This window comes from Micromonospora sp. CPCC 206061, assembly GCF_036906915.1.
GTDB lineage: Bacteria > Actinomycetota > Actinomycetes > Mycobacteriales > Micromonosporaceae > Phytohabitans.
In genome coordinates this window covers 40,218-64,571 of the sequence record NZ_JBAKHX010000001.1, presented here as the reverse complement: position 1 = coordinate 64,571, position 24,354 = coordinate 40,218, and the positions used below count along the sequence as shown (strand labels likewise).

Here is a 24,354-nt window from a genome sequence, read left to right as displayed (position 1 = left end):
CGGTCGTCCAGCTTCACGCTTCCTACCCTATGCGGGGCCTACAGCCCCGTGAGCAGTTGTTCGACGCGGTGTCTGATCTCGTCGCGGATGGGTCGGACGGCGTCGACGCCTTTGCCGGCGGGGTCGTCGAGCTTCCAGTCTTCGTATCGCTTGCCGGGGAAGACGGGGCAGGCGTCGCCGCAACCCATGGTGACGATGACGTCGGAGGCTTCGGCGGCGTCCCAGGTGAGCTTGGTGGGTGTCTGGCCGGTGATGTCGATGCCGACCTCTTGCATGGCCTGGACGGCGGCGGGGTTGATCTGGTCGGCGGGTTCGCTGCCGGCGGAGCGGACCTCGACGCGGTCGCCGGCGAGGTGGCGCAGCCAGCCGGCGGCCATCTGGGAGCGGCCGGCGTTGTGTACGCAGACGAACAGGACGGTGGGCTTGTCGTTCATGAGGACACGGATTCCTTCGTGGTGTCGTGCGGGATGACGATGTCGCCAGCGGCCTGCCCGGCGTCGGGGTAGAGCGCGGCCAGCAGCCCGATGCCGGCGGTGAGGCCGACGATTTGGGCGGCGACGAACGCGGGCACGGAGGCCGGGGCGATCCCGGCGAAGGTGTCGGTGAACGCGCGCCCGATGGTGACGGCGGGGTTGGCGAAGCTGGTGGAGCTGGTGAACCAGTAGGCGGCGCCGATGTAGGCGCCGACGGCTGCTGGTGCGACGGCGGCGCGGCCGGAGCGGGCGAGGGCGAAGATGAGCAGGATCAGCCCGGTGGTGGCGATGGTTTCGCCGAGCCAGAGGTGTGCGGCGGATCGGTCCTTTGTGGAGAAGTCGACAGCGGGCAGGTCGAACATCAGGTTGGCCAGGACGGATCCGGCGATGGCGCCGGTGGTTTGGGCGAGCGCGTAGGCGCCGAGGGCGGTGATGGTGAGGCCGGTGCCGGTGCGGCGGCCGAGGAGCCAGTCGGCGGCGGAGACGGCGGGGTTGAAGTGGGCGCCGGAGACGGGTCCGAAGGTGAGGATGAGGGCACCGAGGGCGAGCGCGGTGGCGATGGAGTTTTCCAGCAGTTGCAGGCCGACGTCGTCGGGGGAGAGCCGGGTGGCCATGACGCCGGAGCCGACGACGGCGGTGACGAGCAGCGCGGTGCCGCAGAACTCGGCCAGCATCCGCCGCCACAGCGCGGGTTCACTCATCGGGCCGCCGCCCCCGGCTCGTCCGGCAGGGCGGTGGCGAGGCGGTCGACGCGGCCGGCGAGGTCGGTATAGGCGGCTTCGAACGCGGCGTCGGTGTCGACGCGCACCGGGTCCGGGACCGACCAGTGCAGCCGTGGACGTGCCGGGCCGGTGAGGTCTTCGTAAGCGTTGTCGCACACCGCGACGACGAGGTCGGTTTCGTCGACGGCGACGTCGCGCAGGTGGGCGGTGCGGGTCGGGTCGAGGGTGAGGCCGTGCCGGTGGGCGACGGTGACCGCGCGGGGATGCACCCTGGCGGCCGGCCGGGTGCCGGCGCAGGCCACGGGGCGGCCGGTGCGGTCGCGCCAGAGCGCGGCGGCCAGCTGGGAGCGGGCCGAGTTGTGGGTGCACACGAACACCACCCGTCCCGCCGGCGCCAGCTGGGGCGGCGCGAGCGTGGCCAGGGCGTCGGGGTTCAGACGCAGGTAGGTGCGGCGCCGGTCGGCCTCGGAGCGCGTGCGCGTCACCAGCTCGGTCTCGGCCAGCACCTTCACGTGGTGGGCAACCAGGTTGGTCGGCATGTCGAGGGCGTGGGCGATCTCGCCGGGGGACGCGTCGCCGAGGGCGAGCGTGTCGACGATTGCCAGCCGCGCCGGGTCGCCGAGCGCGGCGTGGATCCGGGCTCGCGCCCGGACGGAGGGATACTCAGTAGACATTGAGTCAATGATGACTGAGTGATTGTGCGGCGTCAACCGGCGGGACCGCGATTACGGCCGGGCGCGGCTGTTGCGGCGCGTCGACGGAAGCCGCTAGGCTTTCTATCGTTAATCGGCGATAGACGATTAAGGCGGTGAGCGGTGGGCGAACTGTTGGACCGCGAGGTCGCGGAGCGGTACGCGTCCTGGTTCCGTGCGCTGGCAGACCCGACCCGCGTACAGATCGTTGAGTACCTGGCCCGCCAGGCGCGACCGATGCCGGTGGGGGAGATCGTCGCCGCGATCGGGCTGGCCCAGTCCACCGTGTCACAGCACTTGAAGATCCTCGCCGAGGTGCGGTTCGTGCTGATCGAGCCGGTCGGCAATGCCCGGCACTACCGGATCAACGACAACTGCGTGAGCTGCTTCCCGTCGGCAGTCGACGTCGTCATGGGCAACCCCGCCCCCGTCCCAGCGGAGGCCAACGCGTGAGGATCCGCCCGATGCGTGACGGCGACGCGGACGCGAGCCGCCCCAACCAGTGGCGCGACGTCGTCCTCATCGAGCGTCGCAGCCCTCTGCTCTAGCGCACAACGGAGTCTATTATGGATAGTCCCCAGCTCGACCTGCCGCAGATCGGGGTGTGCGGCAGGGCGGCGGCCCTGCCGTTGCTGACCGTCGGCGTGGCCTCGGGCGGCTGTCGCGGTTGATACGCCGCGGTGCGCGAGAAGGTGGCGGATGGCGGATCGTCGCCGCGCTCGCGGTCACGCAGACCATCGGGTACGGGGTGCTGTACTACGCCTTCGCCGTCCTGCTCCAGCCGATGGCCCGGTCCCTCGACGCCTCCATCGCGGCCGTGACCGGTGCGCTGACCGGCTCCGTCCTCGCAGGCGCCGCCGCGGCGGTGCCGGTCGGCCGATGGCTCGACCGGCACGGTGGCCGTGCCTTGATGACCACCGGTTCCCTGCTCGCGACCGCGCTGGTGGCGGCCTGGTCGCAGGTGCGGTCGGTCGCGCAGCTCTACGCCGTACTCGCCGGCATCGGGATCACGGCCGCGATGGTGCTGTACGAGCCCGCGCTCGCGGTCGTGGTCTCCTGGTTCGAGCCTGACCGGCGGGCCAGGGCGGTGCTGGGTGTGATCGCTATCGCCGGGTTCGCCAGCACCATCTTCATGCCGCTGACCGGCGTGCTGCTCGACCGGTACGGCTGGCGCACCGCACTGCTGATCCTCGCGGGCGTCTACGGAGCGGTCGCCGTACCGCTGCATGCTCTTGCGGTCCGCGGGCCGCCGCGGCTGGCGAGCCAGCACCACCGCGCGACGCCGCCCGAGCGCGCCGCGCTGGTGCGGGCGGCGATGCGCGACCGGCGGTTCTGGTGGCTGGCCACCGCGTTCGTCGCCCACGGCGCCGCCATGGCCGCGATGACCATCCACCTTGTCGGATTTCTCGTCTACAAGGGACACTCCGCGACGTTCGCGGCGAGCGTGGCCGGACTGCTCGGCGTGCTGTCGGTCACCGGGCGGCTGCTGCTGACGGGGATCCAGCGCCGGCTGCCGGTCGCAGTCGTGGTCGCGGTCGTCTTCGCCGTCCAGGCGGTCGCCGCACTCGGGTTGCTCGCGGCCGGCGGAAGCCGGGTGGGCGCCGCGCTCGCGGTGGTGGGTTTCGGGATCGGTTTCGGCGTGGCCAGCCTGGCCAAACCCACCATGCTCGCCGACCGCTACGGCACCACCGCGTACGCGACGATCGCCGGCATCCTCGCCACCCCGATCCTGCTCGCCAAGGCCGGCGCACCCCTGGCCGCCGCCGGCCTGCTCACCGGCGCCGGCGGCTATCCAGCGGTGCTCGCCGCGGTCGCGGTCGCCTGCCTGCTGGCGGCCGTCAGCATCGGCGCCCGCGCCGCGCCCGGGCGGGCATGAGGGCCGCCCACAACGAGCAGGGCCTAGGGACGGGTATTGGCCACGGACGCCCACAACGCCGAGAGGATGGGCCGGCGCAAATCGGTGCGGCGTGCGCACAGGCCTATGACGAAGGTGCCGATGGGTGGGTCGGTGGGTATGACCGTGAGCCGTGCCTTGGCCGCGCTGGTGTCCAGTACCAGGCGGGGCACGATGCCGGCGCCGACGCCGAGAGACACGAGCGTGAGCAGCGCCTCGTGTCCGTCCACCTCCGCGGCGATCGCGGGGTCGAGCCGCTGCCGGTGGAACCAGCGCCGGGCGGCGTCGCGGGCGAGGCCGCCGCGCGGCAGCACGAAGGGAACCGCGGTCCAGTCGCCGGTGCGGGCTGCTGCCCGCTGGCTCCGGGCGGTCTTGGCCACGACACATACCAGCGGTGTGTCGGTCACGGGCGCGCTGGCGAGATGCTCGGGCACCCGGGTCGGCAGCGCGGCGACCGTCACGTCGACGGCGCCCTCGTCGAGCCGGCCGATCGCCCCGGCGGCGTCCCCCGTCTGCAACTCCAGCCGCACCTGGGGATGGGCGCGGCGAAACGGCGCCAGCAGGTCGGGCAGGATGGCCTGGCCGGCGGTGACCGAGGAGAAGATCCGTAGGGTGCCGCTGAGGCTCGCACTCTCCGGTCCCTGCTGCCGGTACTGCTCCCAGAGGGCGAGTGCCTGGCGGGCGTACTCGGTGAAACGCCGGCCGTCATCGGTGAGCGCGACTCCGCGCGGCCCGCGGTCGAGCAGGCGCTGCCCGACCTGTGCCTCCAGCCGCTGGACGGTGCGGGTGAGCGTGGCGGGGCTGAGGTGCCGCTCCACGCTGGTGCGCCCGAAGTTGAGGGTGTCCGCGAGGTGCAGGAAGACCCGGAGTGGCTCCAACGAGTCCATTCTCTTTCACCTCCCGCAACGGGTCGTTGCGATACTTGCGCTTGCTGAAACCCGATTGTCGCCGATAGAACGGCCTCATGACCGCACTTAGCTCCCAGATTTTTCCCGTCCGTGGCGTCGAGCTGCCCGGCGGCGCCGAGACGGTCGTGCCCGGCGGGCGGCACCTGTTCCCACTGCTGCCGGCGGCGCTCGACGGCGTCCGCCGGATCGGTGTGCTCGGGTGGGGACCGCAGGGGCGCGCGCAGGCGCTGAACCTGCGCGACTCGCTGGCCGGCAGCGGGATCCGCGTGGCGGTGGGACTGCGGCCCGGATCCGCGTCGGTGGACGCCGCGCGGGCCGAGGGCTTCCAGTCCGGCGACGGGACGCTGGGCGACTGGCTGTCCGTGGCGGCCGACAGCGACCTGGTCATCGCACTCATCTCGGACGCGGCGCTCGTCGCGCACCACGGTGAGTTGTTCGCCGCGCTGCGTACCGGTGCGACGCTCGGGCTCTCGCACGGCTTTCTGGTCGGTCACCTGAGTCAGGCGGGCGGGCAGTTCCCGGCGGGTGTCAGCGTCGTCGCGGTCTGTCCGAAGGGGATGGGCGACTCCGTGCGGCGGCTCTATCTACAAGGTGCGGAGGTCAACGGTGCCGGCATCAACAGCAGCGTCGCGGTACACCGGGACCACGATGGTCGGGCGGTCGAGCGCGCGCTGGCATGGTCGATCGGCCTGGGATCGCCGTACACGTTTGGCACCACATTGGACAACGAGTACCGTTCCGACATCGTCGGCGAGCGGGCAATCCTGCTCGGTGCGGTGCACGGCCTCGTGGAGAGCCTGTACCAACGGTTCCGGCTGGCAGGCGACGACTCGCAAACGGCGTACGAGCGGTCGTGCGAGAACGTGACCGGCCCCATCGCACGCACCATCTCCGCCCACGGGCTGGCCGCCGTGCGTGACCGGCTGGACCCGGAGGGGCAGGGCGTCTTCGACCGGGCGTACGCGGTCACGTACCGGCCGGCCTTCGACCTGGTCGCGGAGATCTACGACGAGGTGGACTCCGGCAACGAGCTGCGCAGCGTGGCGATGGCCGCCGAGCGGCTGGCGAGCCGTCCGATGGCGCCGATCAGCGGTTCGCCGATGTGGGCGGCCGGTCCGGCGGTGCGGGCGCGCCGCTCCGAGCGCGACCTGCCGATCGAGCCGTTCACCGCGGGCGCCTTTCTCGCCATGATGACCGCCCAGGTGGACCTGCTCGCCGAGCGTGGCCACCCCTGGTCGGAGATCGTCAACGAGTCGGTGATCGAGGCCGTGGACTCGTTGCTGCCGTACATGCACGCGCGCGACGTCGCGTACATGGTGGACAACTGCTCGGTCACGGCCCGGCTCGGCGCCCGCAAGTGGGGACCTCGTTTCCAGACGGCGTGCGAGCAGATCGCCTTTCCCGCCTTCGACGGCACCGCCGAGCCGGACGGCGGGCTCGTGGACGCGTTCCGGAAGAACCCGGTGCACGACGCGCTCGCGAGCCTCGCCCCGCTACGGCCGCCCGTCGACATCTCCGTCTAGCACAGGCTCTCGGCGACGGCCTCGTCCGCGCGCTCGGTGCCGGTCAGCCGACCGCGGCGGCGGGTGCCGGCGCGGTGCGGCGTGGCGAGGTCGTCCGCAGTACGGCGATGATCACGCCGCCGACCACGAGGTGGATCAGGCCGAGTGTCAGCGCCGCGCCGGCGGACATCGAGACCAGCGGCAGGAACGACACCAGTAGGACGGCGGTCGCCACCGCGGTCCAGATGGCGAGGGCCCGGTTCGGTGCGAACCGTTCGAGCGCGGCCAGCAGTACCCAGCCCAGCAGCGCTGGCACGATGCTGAACATGACGACGGCGCCCGCGTTGATCTCCTGTTCCTTGCCTTGCGCGTCGGTGAACGGCAGCTCGACGCCCAGGCCAGGGGCGGCGATAGCCCAGACGAGCAGTGCCGGCGCGGCGGCGAAAACTCCGGTCAGCGCGCGCAGGCCCCGCCGGCGTCCGGTGGACAGGGATGGTCCGCTGAGCGACACAACAATCGCCCCTTCTCGGTCGGTATCATGGACAGAAGCGTGCGCACAGCAGAAGTGTGCCACGAGCACATATCTGAGTCCAGCATTTAGTTGCCTTTGACACATGATGCTGGCGGCGAGGGGGAGGCGGAGCGCGTGGGCCGCGATGGTGTGACGCATGGAGGCGAGCCGGCTGAGCAGGTCGACCGGGCGCTGTTCGACCTCATGCGCCGGATGAACTCCCGCGCGCTGGCACGCGAGTGCGCGGAGGCGTGCGGCACCCCGCCCAACGACGTCGTACCCCTGCTCCACGCCGTCGCCGACGACACCTGCGGCGAAGTCACCGTGGGACTAGTCGCGCAGCGGCTCGCGATCGACCCGTCGCGCGCGAGCCGGGCCGTCGCCGCCGCGATCGAGGGAGGCCACGTCACGCGGCTCGCGTCACAGGCGGATGGTCGGCGGTCGGTGCTCGTACTCACCGAGGCCGGCAACAAGATCCTCACCGAGGCGGAGCAGTTCCGCCGGGACTGGTTCGATCGGGTAATGGGGGAGTGGCCCGCTCGTGACCGGGCCGAGTTCGCCCGCCTGCTCACCGCCTTCGTCGAAGGCCTCCACAACCCCAGGCCCTAGGGCGTTCGGGCATCATCGGGGGCGTGGAGACGCTGCCCTGCGGTCATATCGCCGCTGCCGGACCACGGCGCGTGTGCCGGCACCTGACCGAGTCGGACGCCGAGGCGCCGTACGTGCGGCTGTTCATCGGCCGCGGCGTGGAGTATGACCTGTGCTGCCCGCCGTGCGGGGAGTCCGGGCCCGAACTGGTCGTGGCGTGCGAAGGCTGCGTGGCGCGGGTCGACGAGGACGAGTGGGAGTGCGAGGGGTTCCGCGGCAAGCCCGAGATCAGGGAGCGGCCCGAGCCCGTGCCGGGCGCGCTGCGCCGGGTCCGGCTGCCGTTCGCGCCGCTGGACATCGCGCCGATCCCAGCCGTGCCGCACCGCTGGCTGCTGCTCGACAAGGGCGCGGTGGTGCGCTGGCGCAGCGACCGGAACGAGGTCGTGGGGCGGGTGCGGGTCAAGATGCCCGCCCGAGCGGGAAAGGGGTACTTCAAGGACCGGCCGGCACGGCCGCGCCTGCACGCGTCGCCCTCCGGACGGTACTGCGCGGTCGTCGTCGACTTCGACCGGTACGGTGCCGTCGTCGACCTGACCAGCGGCCGGCGCACGGCCACACTTGACCGTGGTGGCCACTATCCAGGCACCACGTACTTCCCGTTCGCCTTCGTCAGCCACGTCTCGTTGGAGCGGTTCGTCCACGCGACCGACTGGAACCGGCTCGACGTCTCCGACGCCGCCACCGGCCGCGTCCTGACCGGCCGGGTCTTCCCGGTGCCGGAGGGCAGCCGGCTGCCCGAGCACCACCTCGAGTATTTCCACGGCGCCCTCGCCGTCTCGCCGGACGGGCGGTGGCTGGCCGACGATGGCTGGGTCTGGACTCCGGTGGGCGTGCCACGGCTGTGGGATCTGCGTGCCTGGTGGCAGAACCCGTACGAGAGCGAGGACGGGCCGTCGGCGCGCCGGCTCGCGGATCGCTCCGACTGGAACCTGGCGATGTGCTGGCTCGGCGACCGACTGGTCGTCAGCGGCCTCGGCGGCCTGGAAGACAGTCCGCTGCTGCCCGGGGTGCGGATCTTCCATCCGGAGACCGGTGAACAGGAGGGCGCGTTCGCTGGGCCGGAAGGCGCGCTGTTCGCCGCCGGGGGCAAGCTGGTGTCGGCGGCGCCCGGTGGCGCGGAGTTCTGGGATCCGGGTACCGGTGAACGGCTGGGCCGCATCCCCGGTTTCGTCCCGATCCGGCACCACCCGGCCAGCGGCGAACTTCTCCAGCTGGCCGGCGACACCGCCATCCTCCACGAGCCCTGACGAGCTACTCCCACTGGAAGTTCAGGAACTGCAGTTGCGTGCCCCTCCACTTCTTCTGTTGAACCGAGTAGCCATGAGGCACCGCGCCGTTGTACTCCTCGATGATCACGTAGTCCCCGTTGACGCCCGCGACGAAAGCCACATGTCCGTATTCGCCGTCGTCCGACTGGTAGATGGAGCCCGGGGTCGGGACGCTGGTCACGCTCACGCCCGCCATCTGCGCCAGACCGTCCCACATACGTGCGTGGGACCAGAAGTACGGGTAGGACATGCGCCAGAGCCAATTGAAGTTAGGCACGTGGTGCTGGCGAATCCGCCAGGCGGCGAACGACGTGCACTGCCTCCTGTTGAACCCAAGTTCCTCGGGTTGCCAGTTGAATCCGCCGGTAAATGGGTAGTCGTTGCGGGGCTGGTAGGCCTTGGCCGATCCGCTCAGCGGGCCGGCGACGCCCCACCGGTTCGCCTCGACCCGGAACTCCCAGCAGCCGCCGTACTCCCAGTCCAGGTAGACCCTGGGGCCGAGCATCGGCCCGTAGCGTGGCCAAGTCGTCGATCCGCACGAGCGGGCGAGCACCATGTATCCGGTCGCGTTTTCCACCGGGTCCCAACCCACCCTGATCACTCGGGTGTTGATCAGCGGCACGGCCTTCACGTTCTGGGGGGCCCGCGGCGGTGCGACCTGGGACACCGCGGAGCCGATGTTCGAACGGGCGCTCTCGCCGCCGACGTTGAACGCGGTGACGTAGTACTCGTACCGGTGGCCCAGCTTGAGGTACGTGGAGTGGAACGCGGTGCCGTTGGTCACCGGGTACTTCGAGCGCCTGAACTCACCGCCGGCGGTGGCGTCGCGGCTGTAGACCCAGTACCAGATGCTGGCGCCGGAGCTCTGCCAGTGCACCCGGATCGTCCCGTCTTCCAGCGCGAGCGCCGCCAGGCCGGTCGGTGCGGGCGGCGGTGGGATCGTCGACTTGGCGCGGGCGATGTTCGTGCGCGCGGTCTCGCCGCCGTCGTTGAAGGCGGTCACGTAGAACTCGTAGGTGTCCCCGATGGACAGGTATGCGGCGGTGAACGTGGTGCCGTTGCTCACCGGGTGCTGCGACCGGGTGAACGAGCCGCCGGCGGTGGCGTTCCGGCTGTAGACCCAGTACCAGATGCCGGCACCGGAGCCGGTCCAGGACAGGCGGATCGTGCCGTCGTCGCGCGACGTGGCGGTGAGGTTGGTCGGCGCGGGCGGCAGCGGCACGCGCGGCCGGGCCTGCACCGTGTTGGACGGCGCGCTCTCGGCCCCCTCGCCGATCGCGGTGACGTAGAAGGCGTACGTGTGCCCGTTGGTCAGCATCGTGGCTGTGTGCGTCGTGCCGCTGGTGACCGGGTACTGCGACCGGGTGAACGAGCCACCCTCGGTGACGTCGCGGGTGTAGACCCAGTACCAGATGCCGGCACCGGAACTGCTCCACGAGAGCGACACCTGGCCGTTGCCGGCGCTTGCCGTGAGATTGCCCGGCGCGGCCGGCGGCGGCACGTACGACGCGGCCTGCGTGGTGTTCGACGGTGCGCTCTCCACGCCGCCGTCGCCGATCGTGGTGACGTAGAAGGCGTACGTGTGCCCGGCGGTCAGGAATCCCGCGGTGTGCGTGGTGCCGCTGGAGATGGGGTACTGCGAGCGGGTGAACGAGCCGCCGGCGGTGACGTCGCGGCTGTACACGTAATACCAGTAATCCGGGCCGGACGGGTCCCAGGACAGCTCGATGTCGCCGTTGCCCTTGGCCGTCGCGGTCAGGTTGGTCGGTGGTGGTGGCGGCCCGATGCGGGCGGCCGCCTGCACGGTGTTCGACGGCGCGCTCTCGGTGTCGCCGTGGCCGATCGCCCGCACGTAGAACGCGTAGGTGTGGCCGTTGACGAGGTATCCGGCGGTGTGCGTGGTGCCGCTGGAGATGGGGTACTGCGAGCGGGTGAACGAGCCACCGGCGGTGACGTCGCGGCTGTAGACGTAGTACCAGATGCCGTCGCCGGAGCTGGTCCACGACAGGCCGATGGTGCCGTCGTCGTTCTGCGTGGCGGTCAGGCTGCCGGGTGCCGGCGGTGGCGCGATCGCGGCGACTGCCTGCGCGGTGTTGGAGGGCGCGCTTTCCACGCCCTGCTGGCCGATCGCGGTCACGTAGTAGGCGTACGTGTGCCCGAGCGTCAGGTACGCGGAGGTGTGCGTGGTGCCGCTCGCGACCGGGTACTGCGACCGGCTGAACGCCTCACCAGCGGTGACGTCGCGGCTGTAGACCCAGTACCAGATGCCGTCGCCGGAGCTGGTCCACGACAGGCCGATGGTGCCGTCGTCGTTCTGCGTGGCGACCAGGTTGCCCGGTGCCGGCGGCGGGGCGACCCGGGCGACGATCTGCACCGGGTTCGATGGTGGGCCGTCGCCGCCGCCGTTGAACGCGACGAGGCGGAAGGCGTACGTGTGGTCGTGGGTGAGCCCGCCGACCAGCGCGCTCGTGCCCTCCATCGTGACGCTGCGTGACTCGGCGAACGCGGTCTCGCCGGCGGTGACGTCGCGCTGGTACACGCGGTAGCTGACCCAGCCGGCCGCTGATACCGGCTGCCAGCTGAGCCGGACCCCGCCGCCCGGTTCCTGGGCAGCGGTGAGCCCGGTCGGTGCGGTCGGTGGCGGCGGCAGCGTGACGGTGACCGCGGCGACGGTCGACTGTGGACCTTCGCCGACGCCGTTCTGCGCCGAGATCCGGTACTCGTACCGGCCCGGCGTGAACACGCCGATGCTGACCGGCGCGCCAGCGGTAGCGCTCTGCGCCCGGGTGAACTGCGTCGCGCCGCTGCCCGCGTTGCGTTCGTACACCCAGTACTGGAGGTTGGATCCGGCCGGCGGCGTCCAATTGAGCCGCACCTCGCCGAACGCCGGCGACGTGGCGGTCACGGCGGTCGGAGCGGCGGGCAGCGCGCTCGCGTCGACCGTGGCGGGCAGCCTGACGTTGATGAACTTGGGGCGGTATAGGTCGACGTCGGCGTTGACGGCGTCCGCGTCGAAGCTGTTGACGTTGTACGTGACGACGAAGTCCACACCGGACGCTGTCTGCTCCGGGTGCAGCCGGGCGTTGTAGACCCACGCGTCCGACTCGCTCGTCTCCGGCGCGTTGTAGAGCAGGGTCGGGTGCCGGAACGGCCCGGTCGGCGCGCCGGCCGAGAACGCCAGCACCCGGTTGGTGAACGGCAGGCTCAGGTCCATGGTGACCAGCACGAACCGGCCGCCGATGTACTTCACGCTAAAGCCGGCGCCGACCCCGGTCATCACCGGTCGCGCGTGGGTGTCGTTGCCCGACCACTGGCTGGCCCCGTTGGACGCGCCGGTCCAGAACTCCCACGGTGCGTTCAGCCCACCCGAAGCGCTGTTGGACACCCGGGCGATGTAGAGATGGTTGGTCTTCTCGATCATCTCCATGCCGTAGATGTAGGTGTACCCGTCCTGACCGTCAACCATGGCCGCGCCCCAGTTGATCCGCGCGTTCGTGCTCAGCGAGATCGGCGTCAGGCTCTGCAGGGCCAGCGCTGGCAGCGAGAAGCGCGCGACGGCGCGGCCGAGGGTCACAAAGGACAGTGCGCCGCCACCGCCGTCACCGACGTGGGTGTAGAACACCTGCAGCTCGTTGCCGACCACCCGGCCCTCGCCCGGCCACCATCCCAGGTCGCCCGCGTTGCCGTCGGTCTCCGAGCCGACCAGGGACTTCGGCGCCGCGGCGGTGCCGCCGACCAGGGTTTGTGTGATGGCGGCGCCCTGCTGGACCACGATGGAGTTGTGCACCATCGGCTGGCCGGGCGGTCGCGAGCCGTCCGCGTTGACCGTGCCGAGCATCGTGTCGCCGAACAGCCACGCGACCCGCCCGTCGGGCAGCGGCACCGACACCGTCTCGTCGCCGCCGGTCCAGTGCCCGCCCTGGTTGCCGTACGCGTTGAACATGGTGTTGAGTGCGGTGTTCGGCACGGAGGTCGCCGGCTGGTCGGGCGGCGGCAGGTACGCCAGGCGGTTGGCGGCGGCGGGGCTGGCGGAGTTCGTGACGACGCCGGCGGTGGCGTCGGCGAGGATCGCCGCGCGCACCTGAGCCGGCGTGTACGCCGGGTGGGCGGCGAGGATGTTCGCCGCCAGGCCCGACACCAGCGGTGCCGCGTACGAGGTGCCGGTCGCCGCGGGCGCGGCGGCCGTGTCGCTGTCTTTCGACGCCGACACCACGTCAACGCCGGGTGCGAAGAGGCTCACGCAGGCGCCGTGGTTGGCGTCGCCGTGGCGGGCGTCAGCACGGTCGGTCGCGCTGACCACGATGGCGCCCGGCACGGTCGCGCCGAGGCGGGCGGGCGAGACGGTACAGGCGTCGCGGTTGCCGTTGCCAGCCGCGAGCACGAACGTGAACCCGGCGCCGATCGCGTCCTTGACGGCCTGGTCGACGACCGGGTCGGCGGCGGCGAACCCGACGCTCATGTTCACCACGGCCGGCGCGGCACCGTTCTGCCGCACGTAGTCGATGCCGCGGGTGACGGAGTCGGTGGTGGCGGTCGCGCAGTCGGCCACTTTCACCGAGACGACCGGTGACTGCTTGGCCACCCCGTACGTCTTGCCGGCCACGAGGGCGGCCACCCGGGTGCCGTGCCCGCCGCAGTCTCCGGTGCCGTTGAAGGCGCTGAACCCCAACGTGGCGCGGCCTTCGAACTCGGCGTGCGTGGTGCGAACACCGTCGTCGAGGACGTAGACCCGCGCGCTGGTGGCGCCGTGGTTGAGCTTGCCATCCAGGGCGGCGGTGCGCTGGTCGACGCGATCCAGGTGCCACAGCGAGGCCGGTGTCGGCTGGGTGTCGTACTGGACCGCTCGCTGGTTGCGCTGGACGAACGCCACGGCCGGGTCGCGCGCGATCCGCACTGCCTGCGGGTCGCGCGCGGAGAGCGAGAACCCGTGCAGGGCGGCGGTGAACACGAAGGCCACCTCGCCGCCGTGCTGCCTCGTCAGGCGCGTCGCGTTCGCGGCCACCTGCTCGCGGGGGACGGAGTCCTTGAGCCCCACCAGGAACTCGTCGGGCACCGCGCCGGCGACATCGGCGTTGACCAGGACTCCGCCGCTGGCGACCGGGCGCGACGCGGGCAGGCCCGCCGCGACCAGCAGTAGCGTGAAGAAGAGCAGGACCGGTATCGCGCGGTTGCGCCTCGCCATGGCAACCCCCGTGGTCAGCAAGTGGCGCTGATGTTGGCAGGGGTTGGCGCGACCGCGCAACGTCCTGTCCTCATGCGGCCACGACCAGCTAAAGCTCTGACATGTAACATGTCAGTGTGGATCTTAAGCCGGTAGGGCGAACGCTCCTGCGTGACCAGGCGTACCGCGCCCTCAAGGACGCGATCGTCGCGGGTGTGCTCGCGCCCGGCCAGGTGGTGAAAGACCGCGAACTGGCCGAGCAGCTCGGCTTCTCCCGCGCGCCGGTGCGCGACGCGCTCTCCCGGCTCGCCGACGAGGGCCTCGTCGAGTCCAAGCCGCAGAGCCACACCCGGGTCACGCCGCTGATCCTGCGGGACGTGCACGACGCCCTCGTCGTGGTGCGCGCCATGCACGAGGCGGCCGCTCGCGCGGCGGTACCCCGGCTGACCGCGACGGACGTCGACTGGATGCGCGCCGCGAACGACGAGTTCGCGGACGCCGTGCGCTCCGGCGACGTCGAGCGCGCTCTGCGCGCCGACGACGCCCTCCACGACGTACTGGTGGCGGCCTGCGACAACCGCGCCGTCGCCGCCACGATCGACCGGTACACGCCGCTGATCCGCAGGCTGGAACGGCAGCGGTTCGCCACCCTGCCCGCACAGCGGTCGGTGGTCCGGCACGAAGAGCTGATCCAGGCGTGCGCGGCCGGCGACGCGGAGGCGGCGGCCGCGATCACCAGCACGATCTGGTCGAGCCTCGAATCCTCAGAACCACCCAAGGAGGCGTCATGAGCCTGGAATCGTTCGACCGGTATCCGCTGCTGTTCGGCCCGTCACCCGTGCACCCCCTGGAGCGGCTCACCGCGCACCTGGGCGGGGCGCGGCTGTGGGCGAAGCGCGAAGACTGCAACTCCGGCATCGCGTTCGGTGGCAACAAGACGCGCAAGCTGGAGTACCTTGTCGCCGAAGCGCTGGCGCAGGGCTGCGACACGCTCGTCTCGATCGGCGGCGTGCAGTCCAACCACACCCGGCAGGTCGCCGCGGTCGCCGCCCGGGCCGGGCTGCGCTGCGTCCTCGTCCAGGAGAGCTGGGTGGACTGGCCCGACTCGGTCTACGACAAGGTCGGCAACATCCTGCTCTCCCGCCTGGCCGGCGCCGACGTGCGGCTGGTGCGGGCCGGGTTCGGCATCGGGTTCAAGGAGAGCTGGCAGCAGGCGCTGCGCGAGATCGAGGAGAGCGGCGGCAAGCCGTACGCGATCCCGGCCGGCGCCTCCGACCACCGCCTCGGCGGCCTTGGGTTCGCCCGCTGGGCGTACGAGGTCGCCGACCAGGAGCGCGAACTCGACGTCTTCTTCGACACGATCATCGTGTGTTCCGTCACCGGCAGCACCCAGGCCGGCATGATCGCCGGCTGTGCCGCCCTGCGCGTGGCCGGCGGCCAACCGCGCCGGATCATCGGCATCGACGGCTCCGCCAAGCCGAAGGAGACCTGGGCTCAGGTCGCGAGGATCGCCCGTAACACGGCCGCGCTGATCGGCGTCGAGAGCCCGCTGGACGATGACGAGATCATCCTGGACGAGCGGTACCACGCCGGCATCTACGGCATCCCGGACGAGCGGACGCTGGACGCCATGCGCGTGGCCGCGCGCACCGAGGGCATGATCACCGACCCGGTGTACGAGGGGAAGTCTATGGCCGGCCTCATCGATCTCGTCAGCACCGGCGAGATCGGCCGAGAGTCCACTGTGCTCTACGCCCACCTCGGCGGCCAGCCAGCGCTCAACGGCTACAGCGCCCTGTTCTCCTGAGCCTCCGCCCGCGACGTCGCGTGGTCATCACGGCGTGGCCGAGAGCGGCACCCGCCCGTGGGCGTGAAACGCGGACCGACGGCGGCTGCGGCTATGGTTGCCGCATGATCCTTCGCCACGTCACGATCGACTGCGCCGAACCGTACGAGCTGGCAACGTTCTGGAGTGAGGTAACGGGGTGGTCGGTCTCCGGAGAGGACGAGCCGGGTGACCCCGAGGTCCTCCTCGAGGCGCCCTCGCCGCTGCCTGGCCTGCTGTTCATCCGGGTGCCCGAGGGCAAGACGGCGAAGAACCGGATCCACTTCGACTGGATGCCGACCGAGCGGACCCGCGACGAGGAGGTCGAGCGCGTCATCGCCCTCGGCGCGAAGCTGTACCAGGACCACCGCGTCGCCGACGGGCGCGGATGGGTCACGCTGACCGATCCCGAGGGCAACGAGTTCTGCGTCGAGCGCGGTGAGGCCGAGCGCCAGCCAGCCTGACCAGCGATATCGACGGAAGAAGAAATGGGATGCTGATTCCGGTGCTCGAGGTCGGCTCGGCCGGCCTGGCCGCACCATGGCCGATGGCCGACAACCGGTCGATGCCGTCGTTGCCCGGTCGGTCGTCGGTCGTACCAGACCGGTTGTTGCCGTTGTCGGGCGCGCTCGACCGCGATGAGCTTGGTCTCGCGGTCGCCGTGATGGTCGAGTACGCGGGCGGTGACGCGCTGAAGGCCGCCGATGCTCCTTCGGTGCTGGCCGCCTTCGTCGAGTCCATACCCGAGGCCGAGGCGCTGGCGGTCCCCGGTGGGCTCGCCCTTGTCGACGCGGGGGCGGGGATCCGGATCGAGCCCGGCTGCTGCTTCGGGCTGGAGTCCTGGCGCGAATGGGCACGTGTGCCGGCGGGTGAGTCTCCGTGGCTGGGGCACTCGCCCGATCCGTGGATCGAGCACCGTCCAGATGGGACGCTACGGGTCTGGGCGGGCAGCGACACCGTGAAGTCCGCGCACATCGACACCACGACGGCGGCCCTCGCCGGCATGTTGGGCGACGCCGAGCGCGCACTCGACGAGTTCGTCGATCAGGTCGAACACTGGGCGCGCACCGTCGCCCCCGATGACACCGGGACGTTCGCGGGCCTGCTGCGTCGGGGCCTGCGACTTCGGCACTAGGGCCCGGGTCCCCTAGGACTTGCGGGGGCGGGCGCGGACGTGCATGCGTTCGCCCTGACGGCCGAAGAGGCTCAGGATCTCCACGGGCCGCCCGCTGGCACTGCCGAACCAATGCGGCACGCGGGTGTCGAACTCGGCCGCCTCCCCGGCGTCCAGCACCAGGTCGTGCTCGCCGAGGACGAGGCGCAACTGTCCAGACAGGACGTACAGCCACTCGTAGCCCTCGTGGACCCGGGGATCCGGCTCGTCCTGGTTCGCCGGGATGATGATCTTCCAGGCCTGGAGGGCGCCCGGCTGGCGGGTCAGCGGGAGCACGGTGCGGCCGTGCGCCTGGCGCGGCTGGAGGCGTACCCGAGGGTCGCCGACCTCGGGTGCGCCGACCAGCTCGTCCAGCGGCACCTGGTGAGCCTGCGCGATGGGGAGCAGCAGCTCGAGGCTGGGGCGGCGCTGGCCGGCCTCGAGGCGCGACAGGGTGCTCTTGGAGATGCCGGTGGCATCGGAGAGCGCGGCCAGCGTGACGCCGCGCTGGGTGCGCAGGCGCTTGAGCCGGAGGCCGACGTCGGCCAGGGCGGCGGCGATCGCGGGTGCGTTGTCCACCCACCCATCTCAGCGCACCTTTCCCGGAAACGGCAACAATAGTTGTCAGGGTCGCGCCACCGGTGGAGCGTGGGCGGCATGAACGAGTACGACGTCTTGGTTGTGGGCGGCGGTGCCGCCGGTTTGAGCGCGGCCCTGGTGCTGGCGCGGGCCTGGCGTCGGGTGGCGGTGGTCGACGCCGGTGCCCCGCGCAACGCCCCCGCCGCGCACCTTCATGGTTTCCTGTCCCGCGACGGCGCGGCGCCGCGCGACCTGCTCGCCGCCGGGCGGGCCGAGGTGACCGGGTACGGCGGTCAGCTGGTCGACGACACGGTGGTGGCGATCGAGCCCGGCTTCCGGGTGCGGCTGGCCGGTGGGTCGTCGCTGGCCGCCCGCCAGGTCCTGGTGACCACCGGACTACGCGATGAGCTGCCCGACATCCCGGGCGTCGCCGAGCGGTTCGGCCGGGACGTGCTGCACTGCCCGTACTGCCACGGGTACGAGGTGCGTGACCAGCCGCTGGGTGTGGTGGCGAACGTTCACCACGCGCTGCTGGTGCGGCAATGGTCGGCGAACGTGATCCTGTTTCCGCACACCGCCACCGTCACCCCCGACGACCGCGAACGGCTCGACGCGCGCGGCATCCGCGTCGTGGAGGGGAAGGTGGCGCGGATGGTGGTGGAGGGCGACCGGTTGCGCGGCGTCGAGCTGGACGGCGGCGCGTTCGTGGCGCGCGCGGCTGTGTTCGTAGGCCCTCGCTTCGTGCCCAACAGCGGCCTGCTCACCGGCCTGGGGTGCGCGGTGGACGAAGACGGTTGGGTGGTCGTCGACCCCGCCGGGCGTACCAGCGTGCCCGGCGTATGGGCGGCGGGCAACGCCGTCGACCCGCGTGCCGCGCTCATCACCGCGGCGGGTGCGGGCTCGACCGCCGCGATGGCCATCAACGCCGACCTGGTGGAGGACGACATCGCGGCGTTCTCCGCCGCCGCTGATCGACGCAGATCTCCTTGATCAACGCCGTTGAGCTAGGCGATCTGGCCGCGCGTCAAGGCCCGGCGCCGCCTGCGCACAGTCGTCATAGCTACCGAAGGATCGTCTCCGCCAGGAGGGTGAGCGTCTCGTCGACCGGGGAAACAGAGGCGGGCAGGCTGAGGAAGCCGTGCAGCATCGAGGCGATCGTCACCACCTCGGAGTCCACATCGGACCGCGCGAGGGCCTTCGCGAACGCCTCGGCGGAGGCGCGCAGGAGGTCGTACTCCGCGTTGATCAGCAGCGTGGGGCACAGGCCGGCCAGCTCCGCCTGCGCCGGCATGGCGTACCCGTCGGGCTCCCGGTCGGGCCCGACGTAGTCGGCGACCAGCTTGGCGCGCTCCTCCGGCGTGAACCGGGCCACCGGCGGCAGCTCGGTCAGGGCGGCCGCCAGACTGGGCGACGGTGTCGGGACCGCCGCGTGCAGCGTGGCGTACACCGGCACGAGCCGGGCGGGCAGCCAGCCGTCATCGTCGCGCAGCCGCAGCACCGCGCCGGTGGCGAGGTTGCCGCCCGCGCTGGCACCGGCGACCGTGATGCGGGCCGGATCGATGCCGAGCGCCTCGGCGTTGTCGCGCACCCAGCGGATCGCGGCCACGACGTCGTCGTGCGGCACCGGGTACCGCACGCCGCCGACCGCGAGCCGGTAGTCGACGCTGACCACCACCGCGCCGGCGCGGGCGGCCACCTCGCGCGCGGTCCAGTCGGCCTCCGCCATGTCGAGGTCGCCGAAGACGAAGCCGCCGCCGTGCATCCACACCAGCGCCGGCCGGTGCGGCTCCGGCCTACCCCGGTAGACGCGGACCGGCACCGGGCCGTGCGGTCCCGGCGCGGCGTCGTCCTTGGTGTCCACGGTGGGCAGGCCGGCGGCTGGCGGCCAGTCGCGGAACTCGTCGAGGCGTGGCCGCAGGGCTGGGTCGGCCATCGCCTCGCGCCAGGACGGCAGGTCGGCGAGCGGGGCCAGCTTGGCGGCGACCGTGGGGTGTACCGGCATGGTCATAGACCTTACGACTAGCTTGTTAATATCGATGCTCTTGAGTAAAGTCTGGTGGGCGACGAGGGCTGTGCAGTTGTCCGGGCATTGAAAGCTTTCAGGACGCCTCCGGGCAGAGGTGTCCCACTGGGCAATAGGAGCCACGTCATGCTCTCTCGAAGAAGGCGGCGCGCCGCGCTGCTGTCCACCACGATCGCCGCCGTCGTGGCCGGTTCCGCCGGCGTCATCGCCGTCGTTCTCCCCGCCTCGGCGGCCGCCGGGTGCCGGGTCGACTACGCGATCAGCAGCCAATGGTCGGGCGGGTTCGGTGCGAACGTCACCATCACCAACCTCGGCGACCCCATCAACGGCTGGACGCTCACGTGGGCGTACACGGCCGGCCAGACGGTGACGCAGGCGTGGAACGCGACCGTCACGCAGAGCGCCAGCCAGGTGACCGCGACGAACGCCAGCTACAACGGCGCGATCGCCACCAACGCCAACGTCGCCTTCGGCTTCAACGGGTCGTGGAACAACAGCAGCAACCCGGTGCCGGCGACCTTCACGCTGAACGGCACCGCGTGCACCGGTTCGGTCGGGGCGACCACCGGCGCGCCGACCTCCGCCCCACCGACCTCGTCGGCGCCCACGTCCGCGCCGCCGACCACGCTCCCGCCGACCTCGCCGCCGCCCACCTCCGGCAACGGCAAGCAGATGGAAGACCTCAACCGGGGCCTGATCAGCGTGCGGTCCGGCTCGGGGAACCTGGTCTCCTGGCGGCTGTTCGGGTACGAGGCCGCGTCAACCGCGTTCAACGTGTACCGCGGCAGCACCAAGGTCAACGCCACGCCGATCACCAACTCCACCAACTACCTCGACAGCGGGGCGGCGGCTGACGCGTCGTACACGGTGCGGGCCGTGGTGAACGGCGCCGAACAGGGCGCCTCGGAGTCCTCGCTGCGCTTCACCGGCGGCGGTCACCTCGACGTGCCGATCTCGGCCCCCGGCGGCGGGTACGTGGCCAACGACGCCTCCGTGGGCGACCTGGACGGCGACGGCCAGTACGAGATCGTGCTCAAGTGGGACCCGGACAACGCGAAGGACAATTCGCAGGCCGGGGTGACCGGCAATGTGTTCGTGGACGCCTACCGGCTCAACGGGACGCGGCTGTGGCGGATCGATCTGGGCGTCAATATCCGCGCCGGCGCGCACTACACACAGTTCCAGGTGTACGACTACGACGGTGACGGCCGGGCCGAGGTGGCCATGAAGACGGCCGACGGCACCCGGTCGGGCACCGGTCAGGTGGTCGGCAACGCGTCGGCCAACCATCGCAACGCCGACGGCTACATCCTGGCTGGCCCCGAGTTCCTCACGATGTTCCGGGGCACCGACGGCGCGGTGCTGTCCACAGTGAACTACGAGCCGCCGCGCGGCACGGTGTCGTCGTGGGGCGACTCGTACGGCAACCGCGTCGACCGGTTCCTTGCGGCGACGGCGTACCTTGACGGCCAGCGCCCCTCGCTCATCATGGCCCGCGGCTACTACACCCGGGCGGTCGTCGTGGCGTGGGACTTCCGCAACGGCAGCCTGGTCCGGCGGTGGACCTACGACTCGGGCAACAGCAACACCGGCGCTTACGGCCAGGGCAACCACAACCTGTCCGTCGCCGACGTCGACAACGACGGCCGGCAGGAGATCGTGTACGGGTCGGCCACCATCGACGACAACGGCGCGCTCATGTACCGCACCGGCTTCGGGCACGGCGACGCCATGCACGTCGGCGACCTGATCCCGGCCCGGTCCGGCATCGAGGTGTTCACCATCCACGAGTCCAGCAGCGCACCCGCCGCGGACGTCCACGACGGGCGCACCGGGCAGATCATCTGGCAGCGGCCGGGCAACGGCGGCGCCGAAGGACCCGGTCGCGGTGTCGCGGCTGACGTGTACGCCGGCAGCCCGGGCGCCGAGTTCTGGGGCGCCGGCACCCAGATGAGCAACCTCTACAACGCCAGCGGCGCCAGTGTCGGCCGCACCCCGTCTTCGGCGAACTTCGTGATCTGGTGGGACGCCGACCCGGTCCGCGAGTTGCTCGACCAGACCCGGATCGACAAGTACGGCACCGGTGGCGACACTCGCCTGCTCACCGGCAGCGGCGTGGCGTCGAACAACGGCACCAAGGCCACCCCCGCTCTGTCCGGCGACATCCTCGGTGACTGGCGGGAAGAGGTCATCTGGCGCACGTCCGACAACAGCGCGCTGCGGATCTACAGCACCCCGACCCCGACCACCACCAAGATCTTCACGCTGGCGCACGACGCGCAGTACCGTGTCGCGCTGGCCTGGCAGAACACCGCCTACAACCAGCCGCCGCACCCGAGCTTCTTCATCGGCGACGGCATGTCCACCCCACCCCAACCCGCCATCTACGTCCGTTAGACCCACCCACCACCTTTCCCGTCGATCAAGGGCAAACGCACGCGGTTGGATCTCTTTTCCGCGTGCGTTTGCCCTTGATCGACGGGAAAGGGGGCGGGCACGACGTGTGACGGTTCGTGCTGGTCGTGTGACGCTGGTCCGGTTCCGGCGCGTTGAGAAAATGTTGGTGGCCCACTTGCGTTCCACATGTGGTACAGCGTTCACTATGTGGCACCACCTAGGGAGGTCACATGGTGAAGCTGGCCGACGTGGTCGACCCGACCGCGCGACCCGAGCGGCTGGGCGGCGACGCGACCTGGAGCGAAGGGCCGCTGTGGCTGCCCGCCGAGAACGCCGTCATCTGGTCGGACATTCCCGGCAACCGCATCCTGCGGTGGAGCGCCGGCACCGGCGCCGTGACCGTCGACCGTACCGCTGTGGAGTTCACCAATGGCCGCTGCCTCGACGTGAACGGCCTGGTGGTGACGTGTTCGCACGGGCGGCGGGCGGTCGAGCGCGGCCCCGCGGGCGCCCCCGGCGAGGTGCTCGTCGACCACCACGGCGCGGCCCGCCTGAACTCGCCCAACGACGTCGTGGTCGCCGCCGACGGCGCCATCTGGTTCACCGACCCGCCGTACGGCATCGTCCAGCCCCACGAGGGGTATCCGGGCGACAAGGAGTACGGCGACTGCTACGTCTTCCGCTTCGAGCCGGCCACCGGCGAGCTGACCCCGGTGATCCTGGACATCGAGGAGCCCAACGGCCTGGCGTTCTCGCCGGACGGGTCGTTGCTGTACGTCACCGACACGTCGGCCGCACTGCGCAGGGACGGCACGGGCAACCACTGGATCCGGGTCTACGACGTCATCGACGGCCGGCGGTGCAAGAACGGCCGGGTCTTCGCCGAGGTCAACCCCGGCCTCGCCGACGGCATCAAGGTCGACGTCCTGGGCAACGTGTGGACCTCCAGCGCCGACTCGGTGCAGGTGTACGCGCCGGACGGCACCCACCTCGGCCGGATCCCGGTGCCCGAGGTGGTCGGCAACCTGTGCTTTGGCGGGCCGGACGGCAGCGTGCTGTTCATCGCCGCCACGACCGGCCTGTACCGGCTGCCCACCCGCACCCGCGGGGCGACCACGTGAGCGCCTCGCTGCTGCGGGTGCGGGGGCTGGTCAAGTCCTTCTACGGCAACCGGGCCGTGGACGACGTCTCCTTCGACGTACCGGCCGGGCGGGTAGTGGCGCTGCTCGGCGAGAACGGCGCCGGCAAGTCCACGGTCATCAAGATGCTCGCCGGCGTGTACCACCGCGACGCCGGCCAGATCCTGCTCGATGGGCGCGAGATCACCAAACCCGAGGGCATCTCGTTCATCCACCAGGACCTGGGCCTGGTCGACTGGATGACGGTCGCGGAGAACATCGCGCTGGTCAGCGGCTTCCCCGGGGGGCGCCGCCGGCCGATCTCTCATCGTGCGGTGCGCCGGCAGGCCGAGCAGACGCTCGCGCTGGTCGGCGGCGGCATCGACCCGGACGCCCGGATCTTCGACCTGCCGCGCACCGAACGGTCGCTGCTGGCCATCGCGCGCGCTCTGGTGGGCGGTGCGCGGCTGCTGGTACTCGATGAACCCACCGCGAGCCTGCCGGCCGCCGACGTGGAGCGGCTTTTCGCGGTCCTGCGCAGGCTCAGGGAGTCCGGCGTCGGCATGATCTACGTGTCGCACCGCCTCGACGAGATCTTCCAGATCGCCGACGACGTGGTAGTGATGCGCAACGGCCGCGTGGTCGGCGCCGCGCCGACCACCGAGTTCAGCCCGACGGAGCTGGTCCGGCTGATCGTCGGCCGCGAGACCCGGCCGGGCTCGCCCGGCACGGTCGGCGACCGGGTGCGGCTGGAACTGGACGGGGTCAGGGTCGGCGACGTCGGCCCGGTGGACCTGCGGGTCCGCGCCGGCGAGGTGGTCGGGCTGGTCGGCCTGCGCGGCGCCGGCCAGGAAGAGATCGGGCGCGCGGTCGCGGGCGTGCTTCCGGCCCGCGGCGGGTCCATGAGCCTTGACGGTACGCCGTTCGCGCCCCGGCACACCGGTATGGCAGTGAAGGCCGGCGTCGGGTTCGCGACCTCGAACCGGGAGACCGACGGCATCGCGCCCGGCCTGTCGGTGCGCGAGAACCTCTTCATGAACCCGTCGGTGTGGGGGCGCCGGCTGCTGGCTCCCGGCACCACCCGCGCGGAACGGGCCCGGGCGGCGCGGCTGGTGCGGGAGTTCGACGTGCGGCCCGCCGATCCTGAGCGGCCGATCGACACGCTCTCCGGCGGCAACCAGCAGAAGGTGATCGTCGCGCGCTGGTTCGGTGTCGGCCGCGCGGTGGCGGTACTCGAAGAACCCACCATGGGCGTCGACGTCGGCGCCAAGAGCGACATCTACGCGCTGCTGCGCCAGGCCGGCGAGCGCGGCACCGCCGCGCTCGTGGTCTCCACCGACCTCGAAGAGGTCGCCGCGATCTGCCACCGCGCCCTGGTCTTCCACCGCGGCCGCGTGTGCCGCGAACTGGCCGGCGCCGACCTGACCGTGACCGCCCTGATGAGCGCCGCGACCGGCATCTAAGCCCCCGAGGAGAACAG

Annotated in this window: 21 protein-coding genes; 13 read left to right on the top strand and 8 right to left on the bottom strand. The window is 71.3% G+C overall.

Annotation, left to right across the window (positions count from 1 at the left end):
- Nucleotides 1-38 precede the first annotated feature (38 nt).
- From V6V89_RS00300 to V6V89_RS00290, 3 genes are read right to left on the bottom strand one after another with little or no spacing between them, the layout of a single operon-like run.
- The gene (locus V6V89_RS00300) at nucleotides 39-434 is read right to left on the bottom strand and encodes an arsenate reductase ArsC (RefSeq protein ID WP_334616785.1); all 396 of its coding nucleotides are present in this window, start codon (nucleotides 432-434) and stop codon (nucleotides 39-41) included.
- Nucleotides 431-1,174 (bottom strand): MIP/aquaporin family protein, encoded by a 744-nt coding sequence (locus tag V6V89_RS00295; protein WP_334616784.1) that lies wholly within the window; start codon nucleotides 1,172-1,174, stop codon nucleotides 431-433. Before V6V89_RS00295 ends, V6V89_RS00300 begins: the two co-directional genes overlap by 4 nt.
- Nucleotides 1,171-1,869 carry an arsenate reductase/protein-tyrosine-phosphatase family protein gene (locus V6V89_RS00290; RefSeq protein ID WP_334616783.1) on the bottom strand — a complete coding sequence of 233 codons (699 nt, stop codon included), beginning with the start codon at nucleotides 1,867-1,869 and terminating at the stop codon, nucleotides 1,171-1,173. Before V6V89_RS00290 ends, V6V89_RS00295 begins: the two co-directional genes overlap by 4 nt.
- A gap of 141 nt (nucleotides 1,870-2,010) precedes the next feature.
- On the opposite strand from V6V89_RS00290, the gene V6V89_RS00285 reads away from it, so the two are divergent.
- The gene (locus tag V6V89_RS00285) at nucleotides 2,011-2,340 is read left to right on the top strand and encodes an ArsR/SmtB family transcription factor (RefSeq protein WP_334616782.1); all 330 of its coding nucleotides are present in this window, start codon (nucleotides 2,011-2,013) and stop codon (nucleotides 2,338-2,340) included.
- Between the two features lie 214 nt (nucleotides 2,341-2,554).
- On the top strand, nucleotides 2,555-3,763 hold the full coding sequence (locus V6V89_RS00280; protein ID WP_334616781.1) for an MFS transporter: 1,209 nt from the start codon (nucleotides 2,555-2,557) through the stop codon (nucleotides 3,761-3,763).
- A 23-nt stretch (nucleotides 3,764-3,786) separates the two neighbouring features.
- On the opposite strand, the gene ilvY is transcribed toward V6V89_RS00280, so the two are convergent.
- The gene (ilvY, locus tag V6V89_RS00275; protein ID WP_334616780.1) at nucleotides 3,787-4,668 is read right to left on the bottom strand and encodes an HTH-type transcriptional activator IlvY; all 882 of its coding nucleotides are present in this window, start codon (nucleotides 4,666-4,668) and stop codon (nucleotides 3,787-3,789) included.
- 77 nt (nucleotides 4,669-4,745) lie between these two features.
- Here ilvY and V6V89_RS00270 point away from each other — a divergent pair, with 77 nt between their 5' ends.
- A complete protein-coding gene (locus V6V89_RS00270) occupies nucleotides 4,746-6,212 on the top strand; it encodes a hypothetical protein (protein ID WP_334616779.1) in 1,467 nt (488 codons plus the stop codon).
- A gap of 43 nt (nucleotides 6,213-6,255) precedes the next feature.
- Here V6V89_RS00270 and V6V89_RS00265 read toward each other — a convergent pair whose 3' ends face one another.
- Complete coding sequence (locus V6V89_RS00265) at nucleotides 6,256-6,702, bottom strand: DUF6069 family protein (protein WP_334616778.1); 447 nt, start codon at nucleotides 6,700-6,702, stop codon at nucleotides 6,256-6,258.
- Nucleotides 6,703-6,837: 135 nt separating this feature from the next.
- Between V6V89_RS00265 and V6V89_RS00260 the strand changes: the two genes are divergently transcribed.
- Complete coding sequence (locus tag V6V89_RS00260; RefSeq protein ID WP_334616777.1) at nucleotides 6,838-7,311, top strand: MarR family winged helix-turn-helix transcriptional regulator; 474 nt, start codon at nucleotides 6,838-6,840, stop codon at nucleotides 7,309-7,311.
- A gap of 23 nt (nucleotides 7,312-7,334) precedes the next feature.
- Nucleotides 7,335-8,597, top strand: a complete 1,263-nt coding sequence (locus V6V89_RS00255) for a WD40 repeat domain-containing protein (RefSeq protein WP_334616776.1) — start codon at nucleotides 7,335-7,337, stop codon at nucleotides 8,595-8,597.
- A 4-nt stretch (nucleotides 8,598-8,601) separates the two neighbouring features.
- On the opposite strand, the gene V6V89_RS00250 is transcribed toward V6V89_RS00255, so the two are convergent.
- The gene (locus V6V89_RS00250; protein WP_334616775.1) at nucleotides 8,602-13,800 is read right to left on the bottom strand and encodes a fibronectin type III domain-containing protein; all 5,199 of its coding nucleotides are present in this window, start codon (nucleotides 13,798-13,800) and stop codon (nucleotides 8,602-8,604) included.
- A gap of 116 nt (nucleotides 13,801-13,916) precedes the next feature.
- Here V6V89_RS00250 and V6V89_RS00245 point away from each other — a divergent pair, with 116 nt between their 5' ends.
- The 4 genes from V6V89_RS00245 to V6V89_RS00230 all read left to right on the top strand — a co-directional run bounded on the left by V6V89_RS00245 (nucleotide 13,917) and on the right by V6V89_RS00230 (nucleotide 16,739).
- Nucleotides 13,917-14,570: a GntR family transcriptional regulator gene (locus V6V89_RS00245; RefSeq protein WP_334616774.1), complete on the top strand. Its 654-nt coding sequence runs from the start codon at nucleotides 13,917-13,919 to the stop codon at nucleotides 14,568-14,570.
- Nucleotides 14,567-15,586 carry a 1-aminocyclopropane-1-carboxylate deaminase gene (locus V6V89_RS00240; RefSeq protein WP_334616773.1) on the top strand — a complete coding sequence of 340 codons (1,020 nt, stop codon included), beginning with the start codon at nucleotides 14,567-14,569 and terminating at the stop codon, nucleotides 15,584-15,586. The genes V6V89_RS00245 and V6V89_RS00240 overlap by 4 nt, the downstream gene beginning before the upstream one ends.
- 104 nt (nucleotides 15,587-15,690) lie before the next feature.
- Nucleotides 15,691-16,068 (top strand): VOC family protein, encoded by a 378-nt coding sequence (locus tag V6V89_RS00235; RefSeq protein ID WP_334616772.1) that lies wholly within the window; start codon nucleotides 15,691-15,693, stop codon nucleotides 16,066-16,068.
- A 29-nt stretch (nucleotides 16,069-16,097) separates the two neighbouring features.
- The gene (locus V6V89_RS00230; protein ID WP_334616771.1) at nucleotides 16,098-16,739 is read left to right on the top strand and encodes a hypothetical protein; all 642 of its coding nucleotides are present in this window, start codon (nucleotides 16,098-16,100) and stop codon (nucleotides 16,737-16,739) included.
- Nucleotides 16,740-16,751: 12 nt separating this feature from the next.
- On the opposite strand, the gene V6V89_RS00225 is transcribed toward V6V89_RS00230, so the two are convergent.
- On the bottom strand, nucleotides 16,752-17,336 hold the full coding sequence (locus V6V89_RS00225; RefSeq protein ID WP_334616770.1) for a helix-turn-helix domain-containing protein: 585 nt from the start codon (nucleotides 17,334-17,336) through the stop codon (nucleotides 16,752-16,754).
- 78 nt (nucleotides 17,337-17,414) lie between these two features.
- Here V6V89_RS00225 and V6V89_RS00220 point away from each other — a divergent pair, with 78 nt between their 5' ends.
- Nucleotides 17,415-18,326 carry an NAD(P)/FAD-dependent oxidoreductase gene (locus V6V89_RS00220; RefSeq protein ID WP_334616769.1) on the top strand — a complete coding sequence of 304 codons (912 nt, stop codon included), beginning with the start codon at nucleotides 17,415-17,417 and terminating at the stop codon, nucleotides 18,324-18,326.
- A 70-nt stretch (nucleotides 18,327-18,396) separates the two neighbouring features.
- Here the strand turns inward: V6V89_RS00220 and V6V89_RS00215 are convergent, their stop codons facing one another.
- A complete protein-coding gene (locus V6V89_RS00215) occupies nucleotides 18,397-19,338 on the bottom strand; it encodes an alpha/beta hydrolase (RefSeq protein ID WP_334616768.1) in 942 nt (313 codons plus the stop codon).
- Nucleotides 19,339-19,485: 147 nt separating this feature from the next.
- Here V6V89_RS00215 and V6V89_RS00210 point away from each other — a divergent pair, with 147 nt between their 5' ends.
- The 3 genes from V6V89_RS00210 to V6V89_RS00200 all read left to right on the top strand — a co-directional run bounded on the left by V6V89_RS00210 (nucleotide 19,486) and on the right by V6V89_RS00200 (nucleotide 24,337).
- On the top strand, nucleotides 19,486-21,756 hold the full coding sequence (locus V6V89_RS00210) for a rhamnogalacturonan lyase family protein (protein WP_334616767.1): 2,271 nt from the start codon (nucleotides 19,486-19,488) through the stop codon (nucleotides 21,754-21,756).
- Between the two features lie 230 nt (nucleotides 21,757-21,986).
- Nucleotides 21,987-22,877: an SMP-30/gluconolactonase/LRE family protein gene (locus V6V89_RS00205; protein WP_334616766.1), complete on the top strand. Its 891-nt coding sequence runs from the start codon at nucleotides 21,987-21,989 to the stop codon at nucleotides 22,875-22,877.
- Nucleotides 22,874-24,337 (top strand): sugar ABC transporter ATP-binding protein, encoded by a 1,464-nt coding sequence (locus tag V6V89_RS00200; protein WP_334616765.1) that lies wholly within the window; start codon nucleotides 22,874-22,876, stop codon nucleotides 24,335-24,337. Before V6V89_RS00205 ends, V6V89_RS00200 begins: the two co-directional genes overlap by 4 nt.
- Nucleotides 24,338-24,354: the final 17 nt, after the last annotated feature.